Annotated in this window: 15 protein-coding genes; 8 read left to right on the forward strand and 7 right to left on the reverse strand. The window is 62.1% G+C overall.

From position 1 onward, the window contains the following. Window positions 1-61: 61 nt before the first annotated feature. From AC07PE_RS16340 to AC07PE_RS16365, 6 genes are all read left to right on the forward strand, one after another. Window positions 62-3,655 carry an indolepyruvate ferredoxin oxidoreductase family protein gene (locus tag AC07PE_RS16340; RefSeq protein WP_498766284.1) on the forward strand — a complete coding sequence of 1,198 codons (3,594 nt, stop codon included), beginning with the start codon at window positions 62-64 and terminating at the stop codon, window positions 3,653-3,655. Between the two features lie 178 nt (window positions 3,656-3,833). Beyond that, a complete protein-coding gene (icmF, locus tag AC07PE_RS16345) occupies window positions 3,834-7,121 on the forward strand; it encodes a fused isobutyryl-CoA mutase/GTPase IcmF (protein ID WP_498766286.1) in 3,288 nt (1,095 codons plus the stop codon). A gap of 88 nt (window positions 7,122-7,209) precedes the next feature. Continuing rightward, window positions 7,210-7,512 carry a hypothetical protein gene (locus tag AC07PE_RS16350; RefSeq protein ID WP_230025174.1) on the forward strand — a complete coding sequence of 101 codons (303 nt, stop codon included), beginning with the start codon at window positions 7,210-7,212 and terminating at the stop codon, window positions 7,510-7,512. Window positions 7,513-7,738: 226 nt separating this feature from the next. Then, entirely contained in the window at window positions 7,739-10,513 is a 2,775-nt protein-coding gene (gene prsT, locus AC07PE_RS16355; protein WP_498766288.1) for an XrtA/PEP-CTERM system TPR-repeat protein PrsT, read from the forward strand. 66 nt (window positions 10,514-10,579) lie between these two features. Continuing rightward, on the forward strand, window positions 10,580-11,452 hold the full coding sequence (locus tag AC07PE_RS16360; protein WP_498766290.1) for a PEP-CTERM/exosortase system-associated acyltransferase: 873 nt from the start codon (window positions 10,580-10,582) through the stop codon (window positions 11,450-11,452). A 26-nt stretch (window positions 11,453-11,478) separates the two neighbouring features. Further along, complete coding sequence (locus AC07PE_RS16365; RefSeq protein WP_498766292.1) at window positions 11,479-12,306, forward strand: PEP-CTERM/exosortase system-associated acyltransferase; 828 nt, start codon at window positions 11,479-11,481, stop codon at window positions 12,304-12,306. On the opposite strand, the gene AC07PE_RS16370 is transcribed toward AC07PE_RS16365, so the two are convergent. After that, window positions 12,303-13,130 (reverse strand): ThiF family adenylyltransferase, encoded by an 828-nt coding sequence (locus AC07PE_RS16370; RefSeq protein WP_498766294.1) that lies wholly within the window; start codon window positions 13,128-13,130, stop codon window positions 12,303-12,305. The two genes, AC07PE_RS16365 and AC07PE_RS16370, sit on opposite strands and share 4 nt — an antisense overlap. A gap of 255 nt (window positions 13,131-13,385) precedes the next feature. On the opposite strand from AC07PE_RS16370, the gene AC07PE_RS16375 reads away from it, so the two are divergent. Beyond that, complete coding sequence (locus AC07PE_RS16375) at window positions 13,386-14,276, forward strand: PEP-CTERM sorting domain-containing protein (RefSeq protein WP_498766296.1); 891 nt, start codon at window positions 13,386-13,388, stop codon at window positions 14,274-14,276. 99 nt (window positions 14,277-14,375) lie between these two features. Here AC07PE_RS16375 and AC07PE_RS16380 read toward each other — a convergent pair whose 3' ends face one another. The 6 genes from AC07PE_RS16380 to AC07PE_RS16405 form a co-directional block, all read right to left on the reverse strand. Continuing rightward, window positions 14,376-15,491 (reverse strand): nucleotidyltransferase domain-containing protein, encoded by a 1,116-nt coding sequence (locus AC07PE_RS16380; RefSeq protein WP_498766298.1) that lies wholly within the window; start codon window positions 15,489-15,491, stop codon window positions 14,376-14,378. Next, the gene (locus AC07PE_RS16385; RefSeq protein WP_498766300.1) at window positions 15,488-16,405 is read right to left on the reverse strand and encodes an HprK-related kinase A; all 918 of its coding nucleotides are present in this window, start codon (window positions 16,403-16,405) and stop codon (window positions 15,488-15,490) included. The genes AC07PE_RS16380 and AC07PE_RS16385 overlap by 4 nt, the downstream gene beginning before the upstream one ends. After that, the gene (locus AC07PE_RS16390) at window positions 16,399-16,671 is read right to left on the reverse strand and encodes an HPr-rel-A system PqqD family peptide chaperone (protein ID WP_498766302.1); all 273 of its coding nucleotides are present in this window, start codon (window positions 16,669-16,671) and stop codon (window positions 16,399-16,401) included. Before AC07PE_RS16390 ends, AC07PE_RS16385 begins: the two co-directional genes overlap by 7 nt. A gap of 16 nt (window positions 16,672-16,687) precedes the next feature. Then, the gene (locus AC07PE_RS16395) at window positions 16,688-17,278 is read right to left on the reverse strand and encodes a hypothetical protein (protein ID WP_498766304.1); all 591 of its coding nucleotides are present in this window, start codon (window positions 17,276-17,278) and stop codon (window positions 16,688-16,690) included. Window positions 17,279-17,471: 193 nt separating this feature from the next. Further along, on the reverse strand, window positions 17,472-18,056 hold the full coding sequence (locus AC07PE_RS16400; RefSeq protein ID WP_498767122.1) for an XrtA/PEP-CTERM system exopolysaccharide export protein: 585 nt from the start codon (window positions 18,054-18,056) through the stop codon (window positions 17,472-17,474). 149 nt (window positions 18,057-18,205) lie between these two features. Continuing rightward, window positions 18,206-18,940, reverse strand: coding sequence for a S1 family peptidase (locus AC07PE_RS16405; RefSeq protein WP_498766305.1), 735 nt, complete (start codon window positions 18,938-18,940; stop codon window positions 18,206-18,208). A gap of 412 nt (window positions 18,941-19,352) precedes the next feature. Here AC07PE_RS16405 and AC07PE_RS16410 point away from each other — a divergent pair, with 412 nt between their 5' ends. Further along, a complete protein-coding gene (locus AC07PE_RS16410) occupies window positions 19,353-20,897 on the forward strand; it encodes an XrtA system polysaccharide chain length determinant (RefSeq protein WP_498766307.1) in 1,545 nt (514 codons plus the stop codon). Window positions 20,898-20,921: the final 24 nt, after the last annotated feature.

Genomic DNA, 20,921 nt, shown 5'->3' on the forward strand with positions numbered 1-20,921 from the left:
GCCAGCGCCTACCCGGCGCAACGCCCCCGACGGTCCCACCTGAACACCATTTGGAGACACCATGCCTGACACCATCCTGGGCCAGGACGCGCCTGCGTCCGCCTCGCCTGCCGTTCCCGCCACGCCTGTACCCGGATCGCCGGACCGACTGAAAGACGTCAGCCTCGACGACAAGTACACCGCCACCTCCGGCAAGATCTTCCTGTCCGGGATCCAGGCACTGGTGCGTTTGCCGATGATGCAGAAGCTGCGCGACGAAGCCGCGGGCCTGAACACGGCCGGATTCGTGTCGGGCTACCGCGGTTCGCCGCTGGGCGGTCTCGATGAAAACCTGTGGAAGGCCAAGGGCCACCTGGAAGCCAAGAGCATCCAGTTCGTGCCGGGCGTGAACGAAGACCTGGCCGCGACCGCCGTCTGGGGCACCCAGACCGTCGACCTGATCGGCCCGGCCAAGCACGACGGCGTATTCGCCATGTGGTATGCGAAGGGCCCGGGCGTGGACCGCTGCGGCGACGTTTTCAAGCACATGAACCACGCCGGCACCGCGAAAAACGGCGGCGTGCTGCTGGTGGCCGGCGACGACCATGGCGCCTACTCCTCGACCCTGCCGCACCAGTCGGACCACATCTTCGCGGCCTGCATGATCCCGGTGCTCTACCCATCGAACGTGCAGGAATACCTGGACCTCGGCGTGCACGGCTGGGCGATGTCGCGCTACGCCGGCGTGGCCGTCGCCTTCAAGGCGCTGGCCGACACGGTCGAATCGAGCGCCTCGGTGGATGCCGACCCGTTCCGCGTCGAGGTAAAGCTGCCGCAGGACTTCGCGATGCCGGAGGGTGGGCTGAATACGCGGCTGTCATCAGTTCCGCTGGGCCAGCAGGCGCGCACGCAGGAAGCGCTGATGCAGGACTATAAGATCTACGCGGCCCTGGCCTACGCGCGCGAAAACAAGCTGAATCGCGTCACCATCGACAGCCCGGATGCGAAGCTCGGCATCATCGCTTCGGGTAAATCGTATGTGGACGTGCTCGAAGCGCTGGAAGAACTGGGCATCGACGAAGCGATGGCGGCCCAGGTCGGCCTGCGCCTGTTCAAGGTCGCGATGATCTGGCCGCTGGAGCCGGAAGGCGTGCGCGAATTCGCGCAGGGCCTGGAAGAGATCCTGGTGGTCGAAGAGAAGCGCCAGGTCGTCGAATACCAGTTGAAAGAACAGCTGTACAACTGGCGCGACGACGTCCGCCCTCACATCGTCGGCAAGTTTGACGACAAGGGCGAGTGGGTCTCGCCGCGCGGCGAATGGCTGCTGCCGCCGAAGGCCGACTTCTCGGTGGCGCAGGTCGCGCGCGTGATCGCCGGCCGCATCGCCCGCCTGAATCTGGAAGACGGTACGCGCGACCTGATCAAGGCGCGCCTGGCCTTCCTGGAAGCGAAGGATGCGGTGCTGATGAAGGCCGTCACGACGCCCTTCCGCCCGGCCTTCTACTGCTCCGGCTGCCCGCACAACACCTCGACCAAGGTGCCGGACGGCTCCTTCGCGCTGGCCGGCATCGGCTGCCACGTGATGGCGACCTCGATCTACCCGGAGATGAACAAGCTGACCACCCACATGGGCGGCGAAGGCACGCCCTGGATCGGCCAGGCGGCATTCTCGAAAGTGCCGCACGTGTTCCAGAACCTGGGCGACGGCACCTACTTCCACTCGGGTTACCTGGCGATCCGCGCGGCGATCGCCGCCAAGGTCAACATCACCTACAAGATTCTCTACAACGACGCGGTCGCGATGACCGGCGGCCAGCCGGTCGACGGCGTCACCTCGGTGCCGCTGATCGCCCAGCAGATGGCCGCCGAAGGCGTGAAACGCATCGCCCTCGTCACCGAAGATCTGTCGCGCTACGAAGACCGCTCAAGCCTGCCGGAACTGGTCACCATCCACGACCGCAAGCACATGGACGACATCCAGCGCGAACTGCGCGAACTGCCGGGCGTGACGGTCCTGATCTACGACCAGACCTGCGCCGCCGAAAAGCGCCGCCGCCGCAAGAAGGGCGAGTTCCCGGACCTGAACAAGCGCATGGTGATCAACGAAGCCGTGTGCGAAGGCTGCGGCGATTGCGGCGTGCAGTCGAACTGCGTCTCGATCCTGCCGAAGGAAACGGAATTCGGCCGCAAGCGCGCCATCGACCAGTCGTCCTGCAACAAGGATTACTCGTGCGCCAAGGGCTTCTGCCCGAGCTTCGTCACCGTCGAAGGCGCCACGCTGAAGAAGAACAAGGCCGGCGTGGCCAAGGAAGGTAGCGATGACGGCTGGGGCGCCCTGCCCGCGCCGGTGCTGCCCTCGATCGCCGCGCCGTACAACATCCTCATCAACGGCATCGGCGGCACCGGCGTGATCACCGTCGGCGCGCTGATGGGCATGGCGGCCCACCTCGAAGGCAAAGGCGCCTCGGTGCTGGACATGACCGGCATGAGCCAGAAGAACGGCTCCGTCACCTCGCACGTCAAGATTGCCGAGACCCCGGAACGCCTGCGCGCCCAGCGCATCGCCACCGGCGAAGCCGACCTGGTGCTGGGCTGCGACATGCTGACCGCCGGCGCCTCGGACGCGATCTCGAAGATGCGCCCGGGCCGCACCACCGTCGTGGTCAACCTGCACGAACAGCCGACCGGCACCTTCGCCCAGCAGCGCGATTGGGAATTCCCGGCCGAGCAGGTGCGTTCGCTGATCGCGGAAGCGGTGGGCGGCGAGTCCGGCGTGGACTTCATCGACGCCACCAAGCTGGCGACTGCACTGATGGGCGACTCGATCGCCGCCAACCTGTTCATGATGGGTTACGCCTGGCAGAAGGGCCTGATTCCGCTGTCGGAAGCCTCGCTGCTGCGCGCCATCGAACTGAATGGCGTGGCCGTCGGTTCGAACAAGCGCAGCTTCCTGTGGGGCCGCCGCGCCGCCGTGGACCTCAAGCGCGTCGAGAAGACGGCGACCCCGGCGCAAGCCATCGTCGTGCAGATGCCGCAGAGCCTCGACTCCGTCATCAAGAAGCGCGTCGAGTTCCTGACCGGCTACCAGAACGCCGCCTATGCCGCGCAATATGAAGAGCTGGTCTCGCGCGTGCGCACAGCGGAAGGCGCCCACAACCTGGGCAATAAACTGACCATGGCCGTGGCCAAGTCCCTGTTCAAGCTGATGTCTTACAAGGACGAGTACGAAGTCGCGCGCCTGTACACCGACGGCCGCTTCGTCGAGCAGCTTGCCACCCAGTTCGAAGGCAAGTTCTCGGTGAAATTCAACCTGGCGCCGCCGCTGTTCGCGAAGAAGGATGCCAAGGGTCACCTCGTCAAAGCCGAGTTCGGCTCCTGGATGTGGAGCGCCTTCAAGCTGCTGGCCAAGCTGAAAGGCCTGCGCGGCGGCGCCTTCGACCTGTTCGGCTACACGGCCGAGCGCAAGATGGAGCGCGCCTTGATTACCGAGTATCGTGGGATGATCGAGGACGTGCTGCGCTCGCTGGATGCTTCCAGCCACGCAACTGCGGTCGAGCTGGCTGCGCTGCCGGAACAGATCCGCGGCTTCGGTCACGTGAAGGAAAAGGCGGTCGAAGAGTACCGCGTGCGCAAGGCTGAGCTGCTGAGCGGCCAGGTCAAGAAACGCGCTGCCTGATCATCCGATGCGTCATCCTCGCGAAAGCGGGGATCCATGCTGAGTATGCGAGTACGCGACCTCAATATGGATTCCCGCTTCCGCGGGAATGACGCGTTTTTGGCATTCTTGACGTTTACGTTAACGTCATATACCGTACCAAGAACTCCTGTTCGCTTCCGCAATCTCAAGGAACACCATGAACGACATCACCCCCGCCGCCAAGCTCGAGCTGCCGGAACAGACCAAGCTGGCCAATAAAGTGCGTTTCGTGACCGCAGCCTCGCTGTTCGACGGCCATGACGCCTCGATCAATATCATGCGCCGCATCCTGCAGTCGAACGGCGCCGAGGTCGTGCACCTGGGCCACAACCGCTCGGTCGACGACGTCGTCACCGCGGCCCTGGCCGAGGACGTGCAGGGCATCGCCATCTCCAGCTACCAGGGCGGCCACGTCGAATACTTCAAATACATGATCGACCTGCTGCGCCAGCGCGGCGGTGCGCACATCAAGGTGTTCGGCGGCGGCGGCGGCGTGATCGTCCCGAGCGAAATCGAGGAGCTGCATGCCTATGGCGTGACCCGCATCTTCAGCCCGGAAGACGGCCAGCGCATGGGCCTGGTCGGCATGATCCGTTCGATGCTGGAAACCTGCGACATCGACCTCTCGGCCTATTCACCGACCTCGCTCGAGCCGCTCACCAGCGGCGCGATCGAACAGCGTCACCGTCCGCTGGCCCAGCTGATCACGGCGCTGGAAAACGGCAAAGCGTCCGCCGAGCTGCGCAAGCAGATCGTCGACGCCGCCGAAGGTTTGACGGTGCCTGTCCTCGGCATCACCGGCACCGGCGGCGCCGGCAAATCCTCGCTGACCGACGAACTGATCCGCCGCATCCGCCTCGACCAGAACGACCGCCTGAACATCGCCGTGGTCTCGATCGACCCCTCGCGCCGCAAGTCGGGCGGCGCCCTGCTGGGCGACCGCATCCGCATGAATGCGATCAATCCTTGGAATGGCCAGGCGCGCGTGTTCATGCGCTCGCTCGCGACCCGCGAAGCCGGTTCCGAGATTTCGCAGGCGCTGCCGGAAGTGATCGCCGCCTGCAAAGTGGCCGGCTTCGACCTGGTGATCGTCGAGACCTCGGGCATCGGCCAGGGCGACGCCGCCATCGTGCCGCACGTCGACCTGTCGATGTACGTGATGACCCCGGAATTCGGCGCCGCCTCCCAGCTCGAGAAGATCGACATGCTGGACTTCGCCGATTTTATTGCCATCAACAAGTTCGACCGCAAGGGCGCCCAGGACGCGCTGCGCGATGTGGCCAAACAGTACCAGCGCAACCGCGAACTGTGGTCGCAGAGCCCGGACCAGATGCCGGTGTTCGGCACCCAGGCGTCGCGCTTCAACGACGACGGCGTCACTGCCCTCTACCACGGCCTGCTGCCGGCACTCAGCAATCTGGGCCTGAAGGCGGAAGCGCCGAAGCTGCCGCAGCCATCGCAGAAGTACTCGAGCGGCAAGAACGTGATCGTGCCGCCGGCCCGCACCCGCTACCTGGCCGAAATCGCCGATACCGTGCGCGGCTACCACCGCAATGTCGGCAAGCAGGTGAAGCTGGCACGCGAGCGCCAGCAGCTCACGGAAACCAAGCGCATGCTGGCCGCTGCCAACCGCGAGGTGGTCCTGGACGACCTGATTACGGAGCGCGACGGCGCCATGGACGCCGGCGCCCGCAAGCTGCTGGCCATGTGGCCGGACATGCAGGCGGCGTATGCCGGCGACGATTACGTCGTCAAAATCCGCGACAAGGAAATCCGTACCAAGCTGGTTCAATCGACGCTGTCCGGCACCAAGATCCGCAAGGTCGCGCTGCCGAAGTACGAAGACCATGGCGAAGTGCTGCGCTTCCTGATGCTGGAAAACGTGCCGGGCTCCTTCCCGTTCACGGCCGGCGTGTTCGCTTTTAAGCGCGAGGGCGAAGACCCGACCCGCATGTTCGCCGGCGAAGGCGACGCCTTCCGCACGAATCGCCGCTTCAAACTTGTCTCGACCGGCATGGACGCCAAGCGCCTGTCGACCGCCTTCGACTCCGTCACCCTGTACGGCGCCGACCCGGCCCTGCGTCCCGACATCTACGGCAAGGTCGGCAACTCCGGCGTGTCGATCGCGACCCTGGACGACATGAAGGTGCTGTACGACGGTTTCGACCTGTGCAGCCCGAGCACCTCGGTGTCGATGACCATCAACGGCCCGGCCCCGACCATCCTGGCGATGTTCATGAACACCGCCATCGACCAGCAGATCGACAAGTTCGTGGCGGACAACGGCCGCCAGCCGACCGACGACGAAGCGCAGAAGATCCGCGAATGGGTACTGGCCAACGTGCGCGGCACCGTGCAGGCCGACATCCTGAAGGAAGACCAGGGCCAGAACACCTGCATCTTCTCGACCGAGTTCTCGCTGAAGGTGATGGGCGACATCCAGGAATATTTCGTCCACCACCAGGTGCGCAATTTCTACTCGGTGTCGATCTCGGGCTACCACATCGCCGAAGCGGGCGCGAATCCGATCTCGCAGCTGGCGTTCACGCTGTCGAACGGCTTTACCTTTGTCGAAGCCTATCTGGCGCGCGGGATGCACATCGACGACTTCGCGCCGAACCTGTCCTTCTTCTTCTCGAACGGCATGGATCCGGAATACACGGTGCTGGGCCGCGTGGCGCGCCGCATCTGGGCGGTGGCGATGCGCGACAAGTACGGCGCCAACGACCGTTCGCAAAAGCTGAAGTACCACGTCCAGACCTCGGGGCGCTCGCTGCACGCGCAGGAAATCGACTTCAACGACATCCGCACCACCTTGCAGGCGCTGATCGCGATCTACGACAACTGCAACTCGCTGCACACCAACGCCTACGACGAGGCGATCACCACGCCGACCGACGAGTCGGTCCGCCGTGCGCTGGCGATCCAGCTGATCATCAACCGCGAATGGGGCCTGGCCAAGAACGAGAACCCTAACCAGGGTTCCTACATCATGGAAGAACTGACCGACCTGGTCGAGGAAGCCGTGCTGCAGGAGTTCGAGCGCATCGCCGAGCGCGGCGGCGTGCTGGGTGCGATGGAAACCGGCTACCAGCGCGGCAAGATCCAGGAAGAGTCGATGCTGTACGAGCACAAGAAGCACGACGGCTCGCTGCCCATCATCGGCGTGAACACCTTCCGCAACCCGAAGGGCGCGGAAGCCCCGGCCACCATCGAGCTGGCCCGTTCGACCGACGACGAAAAGCAATCGCAGCTGACGCGCCTGGAAGCCTTCCACCAGCGCCACGCCGCCGAGGCGCCAGCCGCCCTGGCTGCGCTGCAGCAGGCCGCGATCGACAACGAGAACGTGTTCGCGCGCCTGATGGACGCGGTGCGCGTGTGCTCGCTGGGCCAGATCACCACCGCGCTGTTCGAGGTAGGCGGCCAGTATCGCCGCAATATGTAATCGAGCTGCTTCGGCTTGCGACGGCGCCTGCGGGCGCCGTTTTTCATTTCTACTTTAGAATGGTTCCGACACCACCACGGAGCCAGGTATGCCGATCAAGCCGGAGCAACTCGCCGCCCTGATGCGGGAGGTCGAGCAGGAAGATCCGATCGATTTCGCGGATTTACCCTTCGCCGAAGACGATTTGCGCGAGCTGGTGGCCAGCCATCTGTGCGAGATGGCGGCGTCGATGGAAAACTTCAGCACCGAAGACCGCCTGATGACCCTGCTCGCGGTATCGGCCAAGCTGGTGCTGGAAAACCTGGTGCTGCACGTGCAGCTGTTGCGCCGTCACGGCATTCCTGCCGGCGACAATGTGGAAGCCCTGCTGAGCCGCCTGCGCAAGCCCTGATTCCCCCCTGGATGGCGTGGCATTCCCACGCGAACTTCTGTTATCTTTCCCCAAATCAACACTGCTCTCGCGCTATTTCTCACAATAGCAACGGACAGCTGTAATTTGTGTTGCCTGATGAACTGCGTGCGCTTTTTATTCCCATGCCATAAGGTATTATTAACACTCGGGAAACTTTTGCTTGCAGTCCCCAAGTTAGCAAGCGCCTTCATCAAAGGGAACGATCATGCCGGGTAATCTCACCAAGAATAAAGTAGCCGTTGTACTCGGCGCTGTCCTGCTCAGCGCAGGGATGATTGGCTGTAAACGCACGCAAACCACCGAAGAATTACTTGCCGACGCGAAACAATACCAACAAAAAGGCGATCATAAGGCAGCGCTCATCCAGCTCAAGAATGCTGTCGCCAACAATCCGGAAAATGCCGAAGCACGCTTGCAACTGGGCAATGAATATCTCAAGCTTGGCGATTCTGTCTCTGCAGAAAAAGAACTTCGCAAAGCTGCCAGTCTGGGCTCGCCAGCTGACAAAACTCTGCCTTTGCTGTCACAAAGCCTTTTGACGCAAAATAAATTTCAGGCGTTACTGGATGCTGTCACAGAAGATAAAGCCAAGTCGTCTGCCGTTCTGTTGGCGCGGCGCGGTGATGCCTATCTCGGACTCGGGGACAAGGACAAGGCACTTGACACCTACAAAGCAGCACTGGCGCTCGACCCGAACTCGGGCGATGCCCTGATTGGTATGTCTCGCCATGCAGCGATCTTGCACGACATGGCCAACGCCCAGAAGTATGCGGCCGAGGCCACGACTCGTGCCCCGAAAAATGCTGAAGTTTGGTTGATCGCAGGCAATCTCGCGCGCCTAGAAGGCAAAACCCAGGAAGCGTTGGCCGCCTATGACAAGGTACTGGCCATCGAACCAGCACACCGCTCGGCCAACGTCGAGAAAGCGATGATCCATATCGCCATGAAGGATTTCAATGCGGCCAAGGCCGACATCGAGGCGGGCCGCAAGTACAATTCCGCCGATCTCACCATCACCTATGTCCAGGCCCTGCTCGACTTCAACACCGGCAAAAACAAGGAAGCGCGCGATTCCCTGCAGAAAATCCTGAAAGTTGCGCCCCAGCACATGCCGAGTATCTTGCTGCTGGGCGCCGTCGAACTCAACCTGGGCAATACCCAGCAAGCCGAGCAACTGTTGAGCGGCTACCTGACCTCGTCCCCGAACAACAGCTATGCGCGCAAGCTGCTGGCGCAGGCAATGCTGAAGCAGGGCCGGGCAGCCGAGGCAACGACCGTACTGGCGCCCGCGCTGGCAGATGCCGGCAAGGATCCGCAGATGCTGGCGCTGGCAGGCCAGTCCTACCTGCAAATGCGCGACTTCGGCAAGGCCGACACCTATCTCGAACAGGCCAGCGCGCTGGCGCCGGGCGTGGCCGACATCCATACCTCGCTGGGCTTGTCCAAGCTGGGTAAGGGCGAGTTTAACAATGCCGTCGAGCAACTTCAACAAGCGACGACGCTCGATCCGAAATCGGTCACCGCGGGTTTCGCCCTCATTCAGGCTGAACTGAGCCATGGCGACTACGACAAGGCGCTGGCGGCCGTGCAGAAGCTCGAAAAAGCACAGCCCGATAATCCCGCCGTGCAAAACATGAAGGGCCAAATCTACCTGAGTAAGAACGATACGAAGAATGCCCGCGCCGGCTTCGAAAAGGCCGTTGCGCTGCAGCCCACCTTCATCCCTGCGGCCGCTAACCTGGCCCGTCTGGACATGGCCGACAAGAATGTCACCGCTGCCAAACAGCGTTTCGAGGCCGTCCTGGCCAAGGACAAGAAAAACGCCGACGCCATGAGTGCGCTGGCCGCCATCGAACAGTCCCGTGGCAACAGCGCCGAAGCCACCACGTGGCTGGAAAAAGCCCTGGCCGAGAATCCTGATGCAGTCGCTCCGGCAATTACCTTGAGCAACCATTACCTGCGTCTGAAACAGCCCGAAAAGACGGTGGCGCTGACACGCAAGGTGCTCGTCGCACATCCCGGCAATCCCGAACTGCTGGATCTGATGGGCCAGGCCCAGGTGGCGACCAAGGACTTTGACGGCGCCGTCGAGACCTACAGCAAACTTGTCGCCGTCGTGCCCAAATCGCCGGCAGCCCAGGTACGCCTGGCGGGCGCGCACGCGGCAAATAAAAACGACAGCGCTGCCGCGCAGGATTTGAAACGCGCGCTGAGCATCGATCCGAACTTCACGCAGGCATACGTCGCGCAAATGGACCTCGCCATGCGCAGCAACAAGCCGGACGAGGCACTGGAGGTGGCGCGCCAGGTGCAGAAAAATAACCCGAAGACTGCCACGGGTTATGTCCTGGAAGGCGACCTGATGCTAAGCCAGAACAAGATTGCACCTGCCCTGGCTGCCTACGAAAAAGGCTTTGCCATCTCGAATTCGCCGCAGGTCCTGGCCAAGATTTCGCAAATCATGGCGCGCAACGGCAAGGCGGCGGAAGCGGAAGCGCGGCTGGTGAAGTTCCATACGGCTTATCCCGGCAACGACATGATCGCCATGCTGGTCGCCGATAACTACCTGGCAAAGCGTCAATTCAAGCCCGCCATCGCCAGCCTGGAAGCCGCACTGAAGGCAAACCCGTCGAACCCGGCGACGCTCAATAACCTGGCCTACGCCTACCAGCAGGAAAACGATGCACGCGCATTGCCGACTGCGGAGAAGGCATACAAGCTGGCCGGACAAAATCCGGCAGTCATGGATACGCTGGGCTGGATCCTGGTGCAGAAAGGCGAAACCGCGCGCGCCGTCGACTTGCTGCGCAAGGCCGCCGGTGGCGCACCGAAAGCACCGGAAATTCGTTACCACCTGGCGGTTGCCCTGGCCAAGAGTGGCGACAAGGCCGGCGCACGCAAGGAAGTCGAACAATCGCTGGCTGGCGAAGAAGCGTTTGCCGCCAGGGACGATGCCAAGGCACTGCTGAAACAACTTTGATGTAAGGAGAGCCACTCCGGTGGCTCCTTCCCGCTTCGCAATCACGTCCGCCAGGATGAGCCCACCATGACCTCGATAACGCAAGAACAAGACTACGAACAGGCACCGACCGGATTTTTCTCGCGCATGGCCGAGCGTTTCCTCGGCAAGAGCGACATTCTGGTTCCCTACTTTAATTTCCGAAAAGTATTAAAGGGGGACATGGAATCGTTCGTCCTGAAAGAGATTTACAGGCTGCGGTACGACGTCTATTGCCTCGAGCGTCATTATCTGGAGGCCAGCGATTTTGCGGAAGAGCTGGAGATCGACGAATACGACGATTGCTCGATCCATTTTGCCGCTTACACCTTGGCCAACGATATCGTCGGCACGGTGCGGCTGGTGCAGCCGCCGCCCGGCCAGATCTATCCCTTCGAAACGCATTGCGCCGCGTTTTCGGAATTCGTTTATCCGGCGCGCGAACAGGCTGCCGAGATCTCGCGCCTGGTCGTCAAGAAAACGCACCGCCGGCGCCGTGGCGACTCGATGGAGGGTATTTCGGCGGATTTCATGGAAAAAGGCAGCACGAAGTCGATTCAACCGAGGCCAACCGTACGGCGCGACAAGCGCGGAAATAGTCCGCTATTATTGCTCGGCATGTATCGCGAGCTCTACAGATACAGCCGCCAGAACGGCATCCGTTACTGGTATGCCGCCATGGAACGCTCGCTTGCGCGTTCGCTGGAAAAGATGGGATTCAAATTTGTGCCGATCGGCCCGCAAGTCGACTATTACGGTCCGGTCACTCCCTTTGTCGCAGATTTGGATGAGTTGATCGGCCGTCTGCAGAACGAAAATAAGTTTCTGGCTGCTTGGTTCAAGGACGAGCCGATCCCCATGTGGATCATGGTAAAAACTATGGTCGGCAACTTCCTGGAGGGTCGATTCAGGAAAAAATAAAAGGGTCCGAACGGACAAAAAACGGGATGAACAACGGAAAAGCATACGCCGCGCCCAGCGCTTTCCCTCCACGCGCAGATTACGGAGCACACCAGGAACGCGTCGACTACGTCAATCGTAAAATTTTCCGCATATATCTGGGCAACCATAGCAGTACGGTGCCCCACGATATCTTCAAACTGCGCCACCAGGTGTACTGCGTGGAATGCGCTTTTCTCCAGGCCGAACAGTACGTCGATGGCCTCGAGTTCGACGACTACGATCATGTTTCCACCCACTTCGCGGCCTATACGATGGACGAGAAACTGGTGGGCGCCGTCAGACTGGTGCAGCCGAAGGGCTCGAAGCCCTATCCTTTCGAGCTCCACTGCAAGACCTTCGACGACTTCGAAATGCCCGACCCCGAGCAGGCGGCCGAGATCTCGCGCCTGGTGGTCAGGAAAAGCCATCGGCGCCGGCGGGCCGATAGCGTGCTCGGCATTCCCGGCTTCGGATCGGAAGAGCCGCCGATCGATCCCGCCATCGACCGCCGCGATCACACCTCGCCCATGCTCTTGCTTGGCATGTACCGCGAAATGTTCCGCCACAGCTTCGAGACGGGCGTGCGCTATTGGTTTGCAGCAATGGAACGATCGCTCGCCCATGCCTTGAAAAAGATGGGATTCCGCTTCACGCCGATCGGGCCGGAAGCGAGTTATTACGGCGCCGTCACGCCCTATGTCCTCGACCTGGAAGACTTACGCGACAAGATGGCGTCGGGCAACCCGACACTGGCAGCCTGGTTCAGCGAACGGCTGCCGGTGGTCGAGCATCATGCCGCGCACCTGCATGTGGTGCGCCAGCAGGAAAATTAAGCAGCAATACTCACGCGCTTGGTGATGTGGTTGCGGAAGCTGTGGATCACCATATTCGGCGCTGCAGGCACTTCCATTCCCGCCAGGGTGTCGTGCATCATCGCCACCGCCAGGGCCGCCACCGAAAAACTGCCGACGGCAATCTGCGACGCCGGGCAAGCCGTGCCATCTTCCATGATGGTCAGTGCCTTGGCGACTTCTTCCCTTACCTGCTGGTCCAGATGGGCGCCGATACGCGCCATCACGCGGCCGAACACGGCCGTATAGCTCAGGTTACCTTCAGCTGCGGCGGCTTCGACGTCACGCTGCAGGATTTCGGGCAGGGAATTGCCTGAATTAGGAGGGAAATACAGTACACCGGCGCCGAAGCCGATGTTCATCGCCGTGAAGATCGGCTTGCCCTGGGCCGCCGCATTGCCGTGCAGGGCCAGCACCGCCTCCAGGTCGACGAAGTCGATGGTATCGAAGATCAGGTCGACCTGACTGACCAGGTCGGCGGCATTGTTTTTGTCGAGCATGGCGACATGGGCCTCGACCTTGGCTTCCGGATTAATGCGCAGGATGTGCTTCTTCAGCGCTTCGACCTTCGGCATCCCCACGTCCTCGAGATCGAAGAACTGGCGATTCAGGTTATGGGCGTCGATCGTGTCGCCATCGATCAGCACGAAATTCTGGAAACCCGTGCGCGCCGCGCAGATCACCGTACTGCTGCCCAGACCGCAACCGGCGAACAGGATGCGGGTGTTGCGGATCTGGTCCTGGGTAGTGGCATTAATATAGCCACTATTTCGCTTGGTAAATTCGTCGTAGTTGAAGGTATTCATAGGTCCCGTAGTGGTGGTCGAGAGGCAAAAATTGATCATATCCTAGTGTAATTTTTTTCATTTTACGATAGCTGTGTTCGCTGGTTAACTGTCGGTTTTTCTTACAGGCTCATCATTGCGATCTCAGCAATCGCAGCACGCCCCTATTTTTCCTATTAAAAATCAATTACTTGTCGATAAATCTTAAAGCTGGCACGGATACTGCTTTATAGCCAATGTCGCTGTTGTGTATAACTACCTTGTGAGGAATCAAAGATGAACATGAAGAAGATTTCGGGAATCGTCGCCGGTGCCGCACTGGCACTCGGCCTGGCAGCCCCGGCTAGCGCAATTACCCTGACCGCTGGCAATATCAAGATCACCCTGAACGCCTACGACGCCGGCACCATCGGTTACGGCGATACCACCGGTGTCAAGTGCACCACCGTGGCTGCTTGCGACACCGCTGCGGCTTTCCACGCACCGAATGCAATCGGCAGCGAAGATACCTGGGGTATCTTCTCGGTCCAGTCGATCACCAACATCACCACCGGCCAGAACATCTTCACCATCGGTCAGAACGGCCAGTACCTGACCGGCATGTTCGGCGGCCTGAAAGACATGCGCGCCACCGTGGGCGCCACCGAATTCAATGACGACGGCAGCCCGATCGACCCGTTCACCGTTACCTACAGCACCGGCGGCTGGATGAACATGTACCTGACCGGCGTCAACTACAACGCATCGGCAGGTCCGTCGGGCCGTCTGGGCGAAATGGGCTACAACGGCATCACCAACGTCGGCGGCACGCAAGTGCTGTCGGCTGTCTTCAGCGGCGACGCTGTTGCAAACCGTCCGGGCGCAACCTACACCTCGACCTTCCAGAACGACAGCATCTCCGGCCATGGCGCTGGTTACCTGGACGTGACCGGCGGTACCTGGGAAAACCTGTTCAACACCAATGGTCAGAACGACGCGAACGGCCATGCTCACGACCTGTACCTGAGCACCGAATTCGTCGCCAGCGATCCATCGCAGACCTCGTGGACCGTCGACGCGACCGGCTCCGTGCGCGGTGGCATCGGCGAAGTGCCGGAACCGGGTTCGCTGGCTCTGCTGGGCCTGGGCCTGGCGGGCGTGGCTGGCCTGCGTCGCCGCCGCAAGTAATTCTTGTCCGGACTTCCGGCGCCGCGAGCGCCGGGAACCAGGCAAAAGAAAACACCCCGTAGGGTTTCGGCCCTGCGGGGTGTTTTCTTTTCTACCGCTCTACTGCTGGACCTGGCTGGTGCGCGGTGTGACGAAGGCTTTATGGAACAGATGGCGCGAGAGCAACAGGGGCGGCATGCGCAGCCAGTTGCCGCGCACATATAACATGCTCAGCGCCAGCGGCGTCATGGCATCGGCGCAGCTCGGGTGGGCAGGCGCCAGGCCGCGCAGGAACAGGCGGTCCATCAGTGCCAGCAGCACCGGGTTCGGCCGGCCGCGGCCGCTGCTCGCGTCGGCCAGCACCGCATCCGGCACCGGCGTGCCGAACAGGCGCACCGCATGGCGCAGCGCATAGAACAGCGGCCGCTCCAGCTGGAGCGCGCGCGCGCGCGGCGCCAGGCCCGCCCAGAATCCGGCTTGCCCGCCGAACTGCAGCAGCAGGCGGTGGATGTCGAACAGGTCGCGCAATCCATGGTTGAATTCGCCGTCCGAGAACAGGTGCACGGCGCTGTGCAGCACCATGTCGTGCGGCGCCAGCACCCGCATGGCCGGCAGGCCGTCGCCGGCGTCCCCCACCGGCACCGGCACCGCGGCCGCGCGCAGCTTGGCCGGATCGGGGCGCGCCGCCGCGGTCTCCGGAAGAATCGCATGGTGGACGTCGATGACGTTGCCGCGCTTGATGTGTTCCATCGGCGGAATCTCGTGCATCCATTCGCGGTAGTAGCGCTGGTCGTAGGCGTCGTGGTGCGCGCTGAACCAGCCGTGCAGCATCAGCGCCGCTTCCACCTCGGGCACGCGCTCTTTCGGCACCAGGATGTCGATGTCGGAAAACATGCGGCCGCGTCCCGGCGCCAGGCCGGCCATCGCGTACGCGGCGCCTTTCAGCAGGATCAGCGGCAAACCGGTATCCGCCAGCGCGCGTCCGATCGCCCGGACCTCGTAGCGTACCGCCTGTGCGTGACGGTCGCCCGTCATGCGCGCCCACTCGAGATGCGCGCGCGGCGCCGGCGGCACCGCGTCCAGCAGGCCGGCGTCTTCCAGCAGCACCTGCAGGATCGTCGTCATGTCCGCGCCGAGCGCCTGGCGCAGCAGCAAATCCCAGCCGCCGGCGTCGAGCGCGGCGGCGGTGGCGGGCTCACGCAGCACCCGCACCAGCAGAGGCAGGGGGCGGTTCATGCCGGCTGCGCCGCCAGGCGCTCGAACAGGGCCATGGCTTCGTCGAGCCGGCTGTAGTGGAATTCGTACTGGCTGCTGGTATCGATCAGCCGTCCCAGCGCCGCGAAGCCGGCCGCGCCCAGCACCTGGTAGTTGAAGGTATTTTCGGCCACCTGCATGAAGGCGCGCGCCTTCGGCAGCGGCGTCAGGCTGGTGGCGGCGCCTGCCTCCCAGCGCGGGAAGACAATGAAGGCCGGCAGCGCTGGTTCGGCCGCGCGCAGTATGCTTTCCCGGGGCGGCTTCAGGTGCGCGATGGTGCCCTTGGTCGTGTTTTCCACCGGCTTGCCGAGCACGGCGTCCGGGGCGAAGTCGCGGATCACGGCTATCGACCCGTTCTTCAGGCTGACCGGGCGCGGTACCGGCAGCAAGGCGCCGTCGTCCAGGCGCACCAGCGTCATCTCGTCGGACAGCAGGCGCCAACCACGCGTGACCAGGGCCGCGCACAGGGTGCTCTTGCCCGAGCCGGGCGGGGCCGGCAGGATCAGCGCGCGCCCATGGCGTTCGAGCACGGCGGCGTGGACGATCAGGTAGGCGTGGGCGCGGTGCGTGACGCACCAGTTCATGACCCATTCGAACATCGCGAAGGCCTGCGCCAGCGGCAGAGGCTTGAACGGCGCCAGGCCCTCCTGCGCGAAATGGACCTGGGGACGATACCAGCGGCGCAGCCCGCCCGCGCGATGCAGCGACAGGTTGAAATCGGCAAAGCCGCCCGTGTCGTCAACCGGATAATCGGCGTACAGCAGCGCAAGGCCGTCGAGCAGCAGCGGGACATCGCTTCGGATGCGGCTGGCGAACGGACCGGTACGCAGGACCAGGCCGGGACCGGCCAGTCGGGCGGCCAGCTCGCGCCGCGGCAGGTCGGCAAGGGTCAGCATGGGAAGGGTTCGACCAGGTCCAGGCTGGCGAGCGTGGCCAGCATGTCTTCGATCACGGCCGGTAATTCATCGCCATCGGCCTCGAAGCGGTCGATCAGGCGGGCGGCGAGGATGGCGGCATTGGCTGGGGCCGGCTGCAATGCCTGCAGCACGTCGATGGCGGCGCCGTCCAGCAGGTGGGTGTTGCCCGAAAGATCGTTATACAACACCGCTTCGCCGTCCCATTCCCTGAAGGCAAGCGACTGCCCTGGCACCACACGCCACATGCTTGTTGCCGCCTCGTCAGTCGTGGGTTGCCTGCAGATAGTTCTTGACCTGCTCGGCAGACCATTTCACGCCGGCGGTGGGGCTGTAGTAGCCCTTGGTCTGCACTTCGTACCACATGTTCAGCAGGGTCTCGACGGAGAGGAAGCCAATCTTGCCGGACCTGATGTTCAGGTAGGTCGCGATGGCGTGCATTGCCAAATTGTACTTATCGAAACCTTTCGCGCTCAGCAGGCCCATCATTGTCGAGCACAGGTAAGAAGTTTCCTTCTGCTTGACAGTGCAATAGCGGCGGTTGCCGGACACGTAAAACACGTCCGCGAACCAAGTATCGACCGCGCACGGCCAAGCGCTGGAATGGTTCTTCCAATACCCCGGCGACAGGCCGGAGCACATAGGCGCCGGTCCATAATGGCTGCTCAAGCCGCCGGACAGCGAGCCCGACGGCGCCTTGCACATCATCGCGCCCATGGTGTCGCGGCTTTGCAGCGTCATCAACACCCCGGTGGCGCCAACCCCAGCCTTCGCCAGCCGGCGCCGCGTCGCACCTCGTTGACTCAAGGACAACGGCGTCGCGTTTCCATTGTTTTCTTGATTTTCGGTAGCCACGTGCGATATCCCCAAAGATGTGTTGCGATCATGCGAAGCCTTCTTCACTTCTCATAAAAGCAAGTTCCGGGCCATGAACACACTGTTCCGAAAAAAATATTTTAAATCAGGCGCTTATTACCTGAAGTACTGCCCGGAAATTTCTATTGTATGCCGGAACGCTGGCAAGTGTAAAAATTATCGACGTGTAAGATCAGAAGAAACTTTCAGGAATGACAAGCACGTCGCCCGGGCGCATCGGCATGTTGGCCGAGATGTCGCCCTCCTTGATCAGGTCGTCCAATCGCACATTAAATTTCTGCTGCTTGCCGTCGACCGTACGGATCACACTAGCGCGGTTACCCGCTGCGAATTCGGTCACGCCACCGACCGCGATCAGCACGTCCATCAGGCTCATGTCGCGACGGTACGGCAGAGCCTGCGGCTTGGCGGCTTGGCCGACTACGCGGATCTGTTCGCTGAAATTGCCGACGAAGTTGGTCACGATGACGGTAACTACCGGCTGCTGGATGAACTTGGCGAGCGCTTTTTCGATGTCGCGCGCAAGGTCGGTTGAGGTCTTGCCGGCGGCCGGCAGATCTTCGACCAGTGGGGTGGTGATCTTGCCGTCCGGACGCACCGGTACCGACATCGACACCTCCGGGTTGCGCCAGACCATGATGTTGACGGTGTCGCCCGGCCCGATCAGGTAGTCGGGATTGGTCACCTGGGTTTGCGGCGGAAGAGTCCGGGTGGCGCAGCCGCTCAGGACCAGTGCAAGCGCGGCGGTGGCCGCCATTGCCGTATGTTTGAACAGGTTCGCCTTGTACTTGCCCACGTCATTCCCTTTCGTCGAACACAAAATGTTAATAAGCCGCTAACGGCTATGTATTGTATAACATAGTGCTTTAGGAAAAGCCTCGCACGCCAGAAATCTTTCCTCGAATCTCACTTCTGTTGCATTAAATTCTTCACGTACTTCACCGGCACCGCATAGGTGATCCCGCTGGGGTTGGTGATCGCGTTTTCCTTCAGGCCCTTCACGAAGACGGCGTTGATCACGCCCCAGACCTCGCCGCTGGCCGGGTCGTAGACCGGGCTGCCGCTGTTGCCGGGATAGGCCGTGCCGTCGAGCTGGAAAATATCGAAGGAGGTGCGCTGCAGCTGCGCCACCTGGCGCGGGTCGAGCTTGCGCGAGTTCAGCGAGGGCATGACGACCGGCGTGATGGCGGCCAGGGTGGCGCGGTGGGTGGCGGCATGCAGGCCCAGCGCCATGGCCAGCGGATAGCCGGTGAAGGCCAGGCCCTGCCCCTCGAGCACGCCATCCGAATCGCCCAGCTTCAGCGCCGGCATCGGCGGCCCGCTCAGGCGCAGGTGCGCCAGGTCGTGCTCGGTGTCGCGCGCCACCAGCTGGGCCGGCCGGAAGCGCACCATCTCGCCGTCGCTGATGACAATGCCTAGCTGTTCCATGCGCGCGTCGTCCAGCTTCTCGGGCACCACGTGCGCATTGGTAATCACGCTCAAGCCATCGCCCACTACGAAGCCGGTGCCGAAGAACACGGTCGACGGACTGCGCGTACGCTCGAAGGTGCCGATGCCGACCACGGAGCGTTTGACGACGGGAATCACGGCAGTCAGCTCGGCCGCCATCGCCGGCGCCAGCATGCACACGGCTGCCAGCACAGCCAGTAGAACTTGCCACGGCTTACACGGTGTTTCAGTAGCGCACCAACCGTGCACCCCTTTTTGCAATTTAGACATTACAATGAAGCAGTTTCTTTGAGAAAGTTGCGATTCCGCAAGTCTACTTCATGAATGCTTTGCTCGTCTCAGCGTTATTGCACCAAGGCAAAAAATGGCAGCCAATTCATTACAACTCCATCAATAATTCCTCAACACTAATGCAAAAGTAGCGCAACTTCGGGTTTCTTAAAGGAATTTGTGTTGTAGACGAGGTACGCCTTGTTGAGCTCCTCACATTTTTCTTATGCTTAATTGCAATTGCTCTGAGTACAAGCGATGATGCGAGGTATTCCATTTTCCTTTGATCCGGATCATTACCCGACTCCGGATCTTTCATGGTGAGATTGACACGATGGCAGAGATCACAGCCACCCTCCTGAACTTCCTTAAAGCAATCGGCAAGTACCGCTGGTACGCCGTCGCCATTTCCTGGACCATCGCCGTCATCGGCTGGGCCGTGGTGCTGCGTCTGCCGAACCAGTACGAGGCCTCGGCCCGCGTCTATGTCGACACCCAGAGTATCCTCAAGCCCTTGCTTTCGGGCATGACCACGCTGCCCAACCTGGACCAGCAGGTGGTATTCATGCGCCGCACGCTGATCAGCCGCCCGAACGTCGAGCGCCTGATGCGCATGACGGATCTGGACGTCAAGGCCAAGGACACCAAGGAACACGAAAAGATGGTCGACGATCTGATGTCGCAGATTAAGATCGCGGGCACCGAGCGCGACGACATCTATACGCTGACCTACACTGCCTCCAACCCGAAATTGGGCAAAGACATCGTGCAGTCGCTGCTGCAGATCTTCGTCGAGGGCAGCTTCAGCGGCAAGAAGCAGGACTCGGAAAAGGCCGTGCAATTCATCGACGACCAGATCAAGTCGTATGAAGAAAAGCTGACCGCCGCCGAGAACCAGCTGAAGGAATTCAAGATCAAGAACATGGGCCTGCTGCCGCGTGAAGGCGGCGGCGACTTCAGCGGCCAGCTGATCCAGGCTACCGACCAACTGAGCCAGGCGCGCCTGGAGCTGGCCGAGGCTGAGCAGGCCCGCAATGCGATCCGCCGCCAGATCTCGGGCGAACCGGCCAAGCCGGGCAAGCCAGGCGAGGTCGTCGAGATTCCAGTCACCGATCCGGAACTGGAAAACCGCATTGCCACCACCCAGAAGAACCTGGACGCCCTGCGCCTGCAATACACCGAGCAGCACCCGGACATCGTCGCCAACCGCCGCCTGCTGGACCAGCTGCTGGCCCAGAAGGCCGAACTGGCCAAGAACAAGAAGCGCAGCGCCGATCCGGGCGCCGGCTACAGCCCGATGCTGCAGCAGCTAAGCGTCTCGCTGTCGCAGGCCGAAGCCCACGTGGCGTCGATGCGCACCCGCGTCGAGGAATACGCGGCCCGCGTGGCGCGCCTGCGCACCCAGAGCGGCCAGGTACCGGAAGTCGAAGCCCAGCTCGCCCAGCTCAACCGCGACTATCAGGTCAACAAGGAAAACTACCAGAAGCTGCTGGAACGCCGCGAATCGGCGCGCCTGTCTGGCGACCTGTCGACTGCCACCGACATGCTGACCTTCCGCGTGATCGATCCGCCAACTGTCCCGACCCAGCCGACCGGCCCGAACCGCCTGCGCCTGTTCTCGCTGGTGTTCGCTGGCGCGCTGGCGGCCGGCATCGCCGTCGCCTTCCTGATGAGCCAGCTGCGCCCGACCTTCCTGAGCCAGGCCACCCTGCGCGAGGTGACCGGTCTGCCGGTGCTCGGCTCGATCGGCATGAACTGGACGGCGGAACAGACCGTGCGCCGCAAGCGCCGCCTGGCCGCCCTCGGGGTATCGGTGCTGGTGTTGTTCGGCATCTATGGGGCGGGGATGGCAGCCATCCTGTCCCACCCCACGCTTTAATCGCGGCGCCCCCGCAAAGATTGC

It is taken from the genome of Telluria sp. GW821-FHT07G12, from assembly GCF_059418525.1.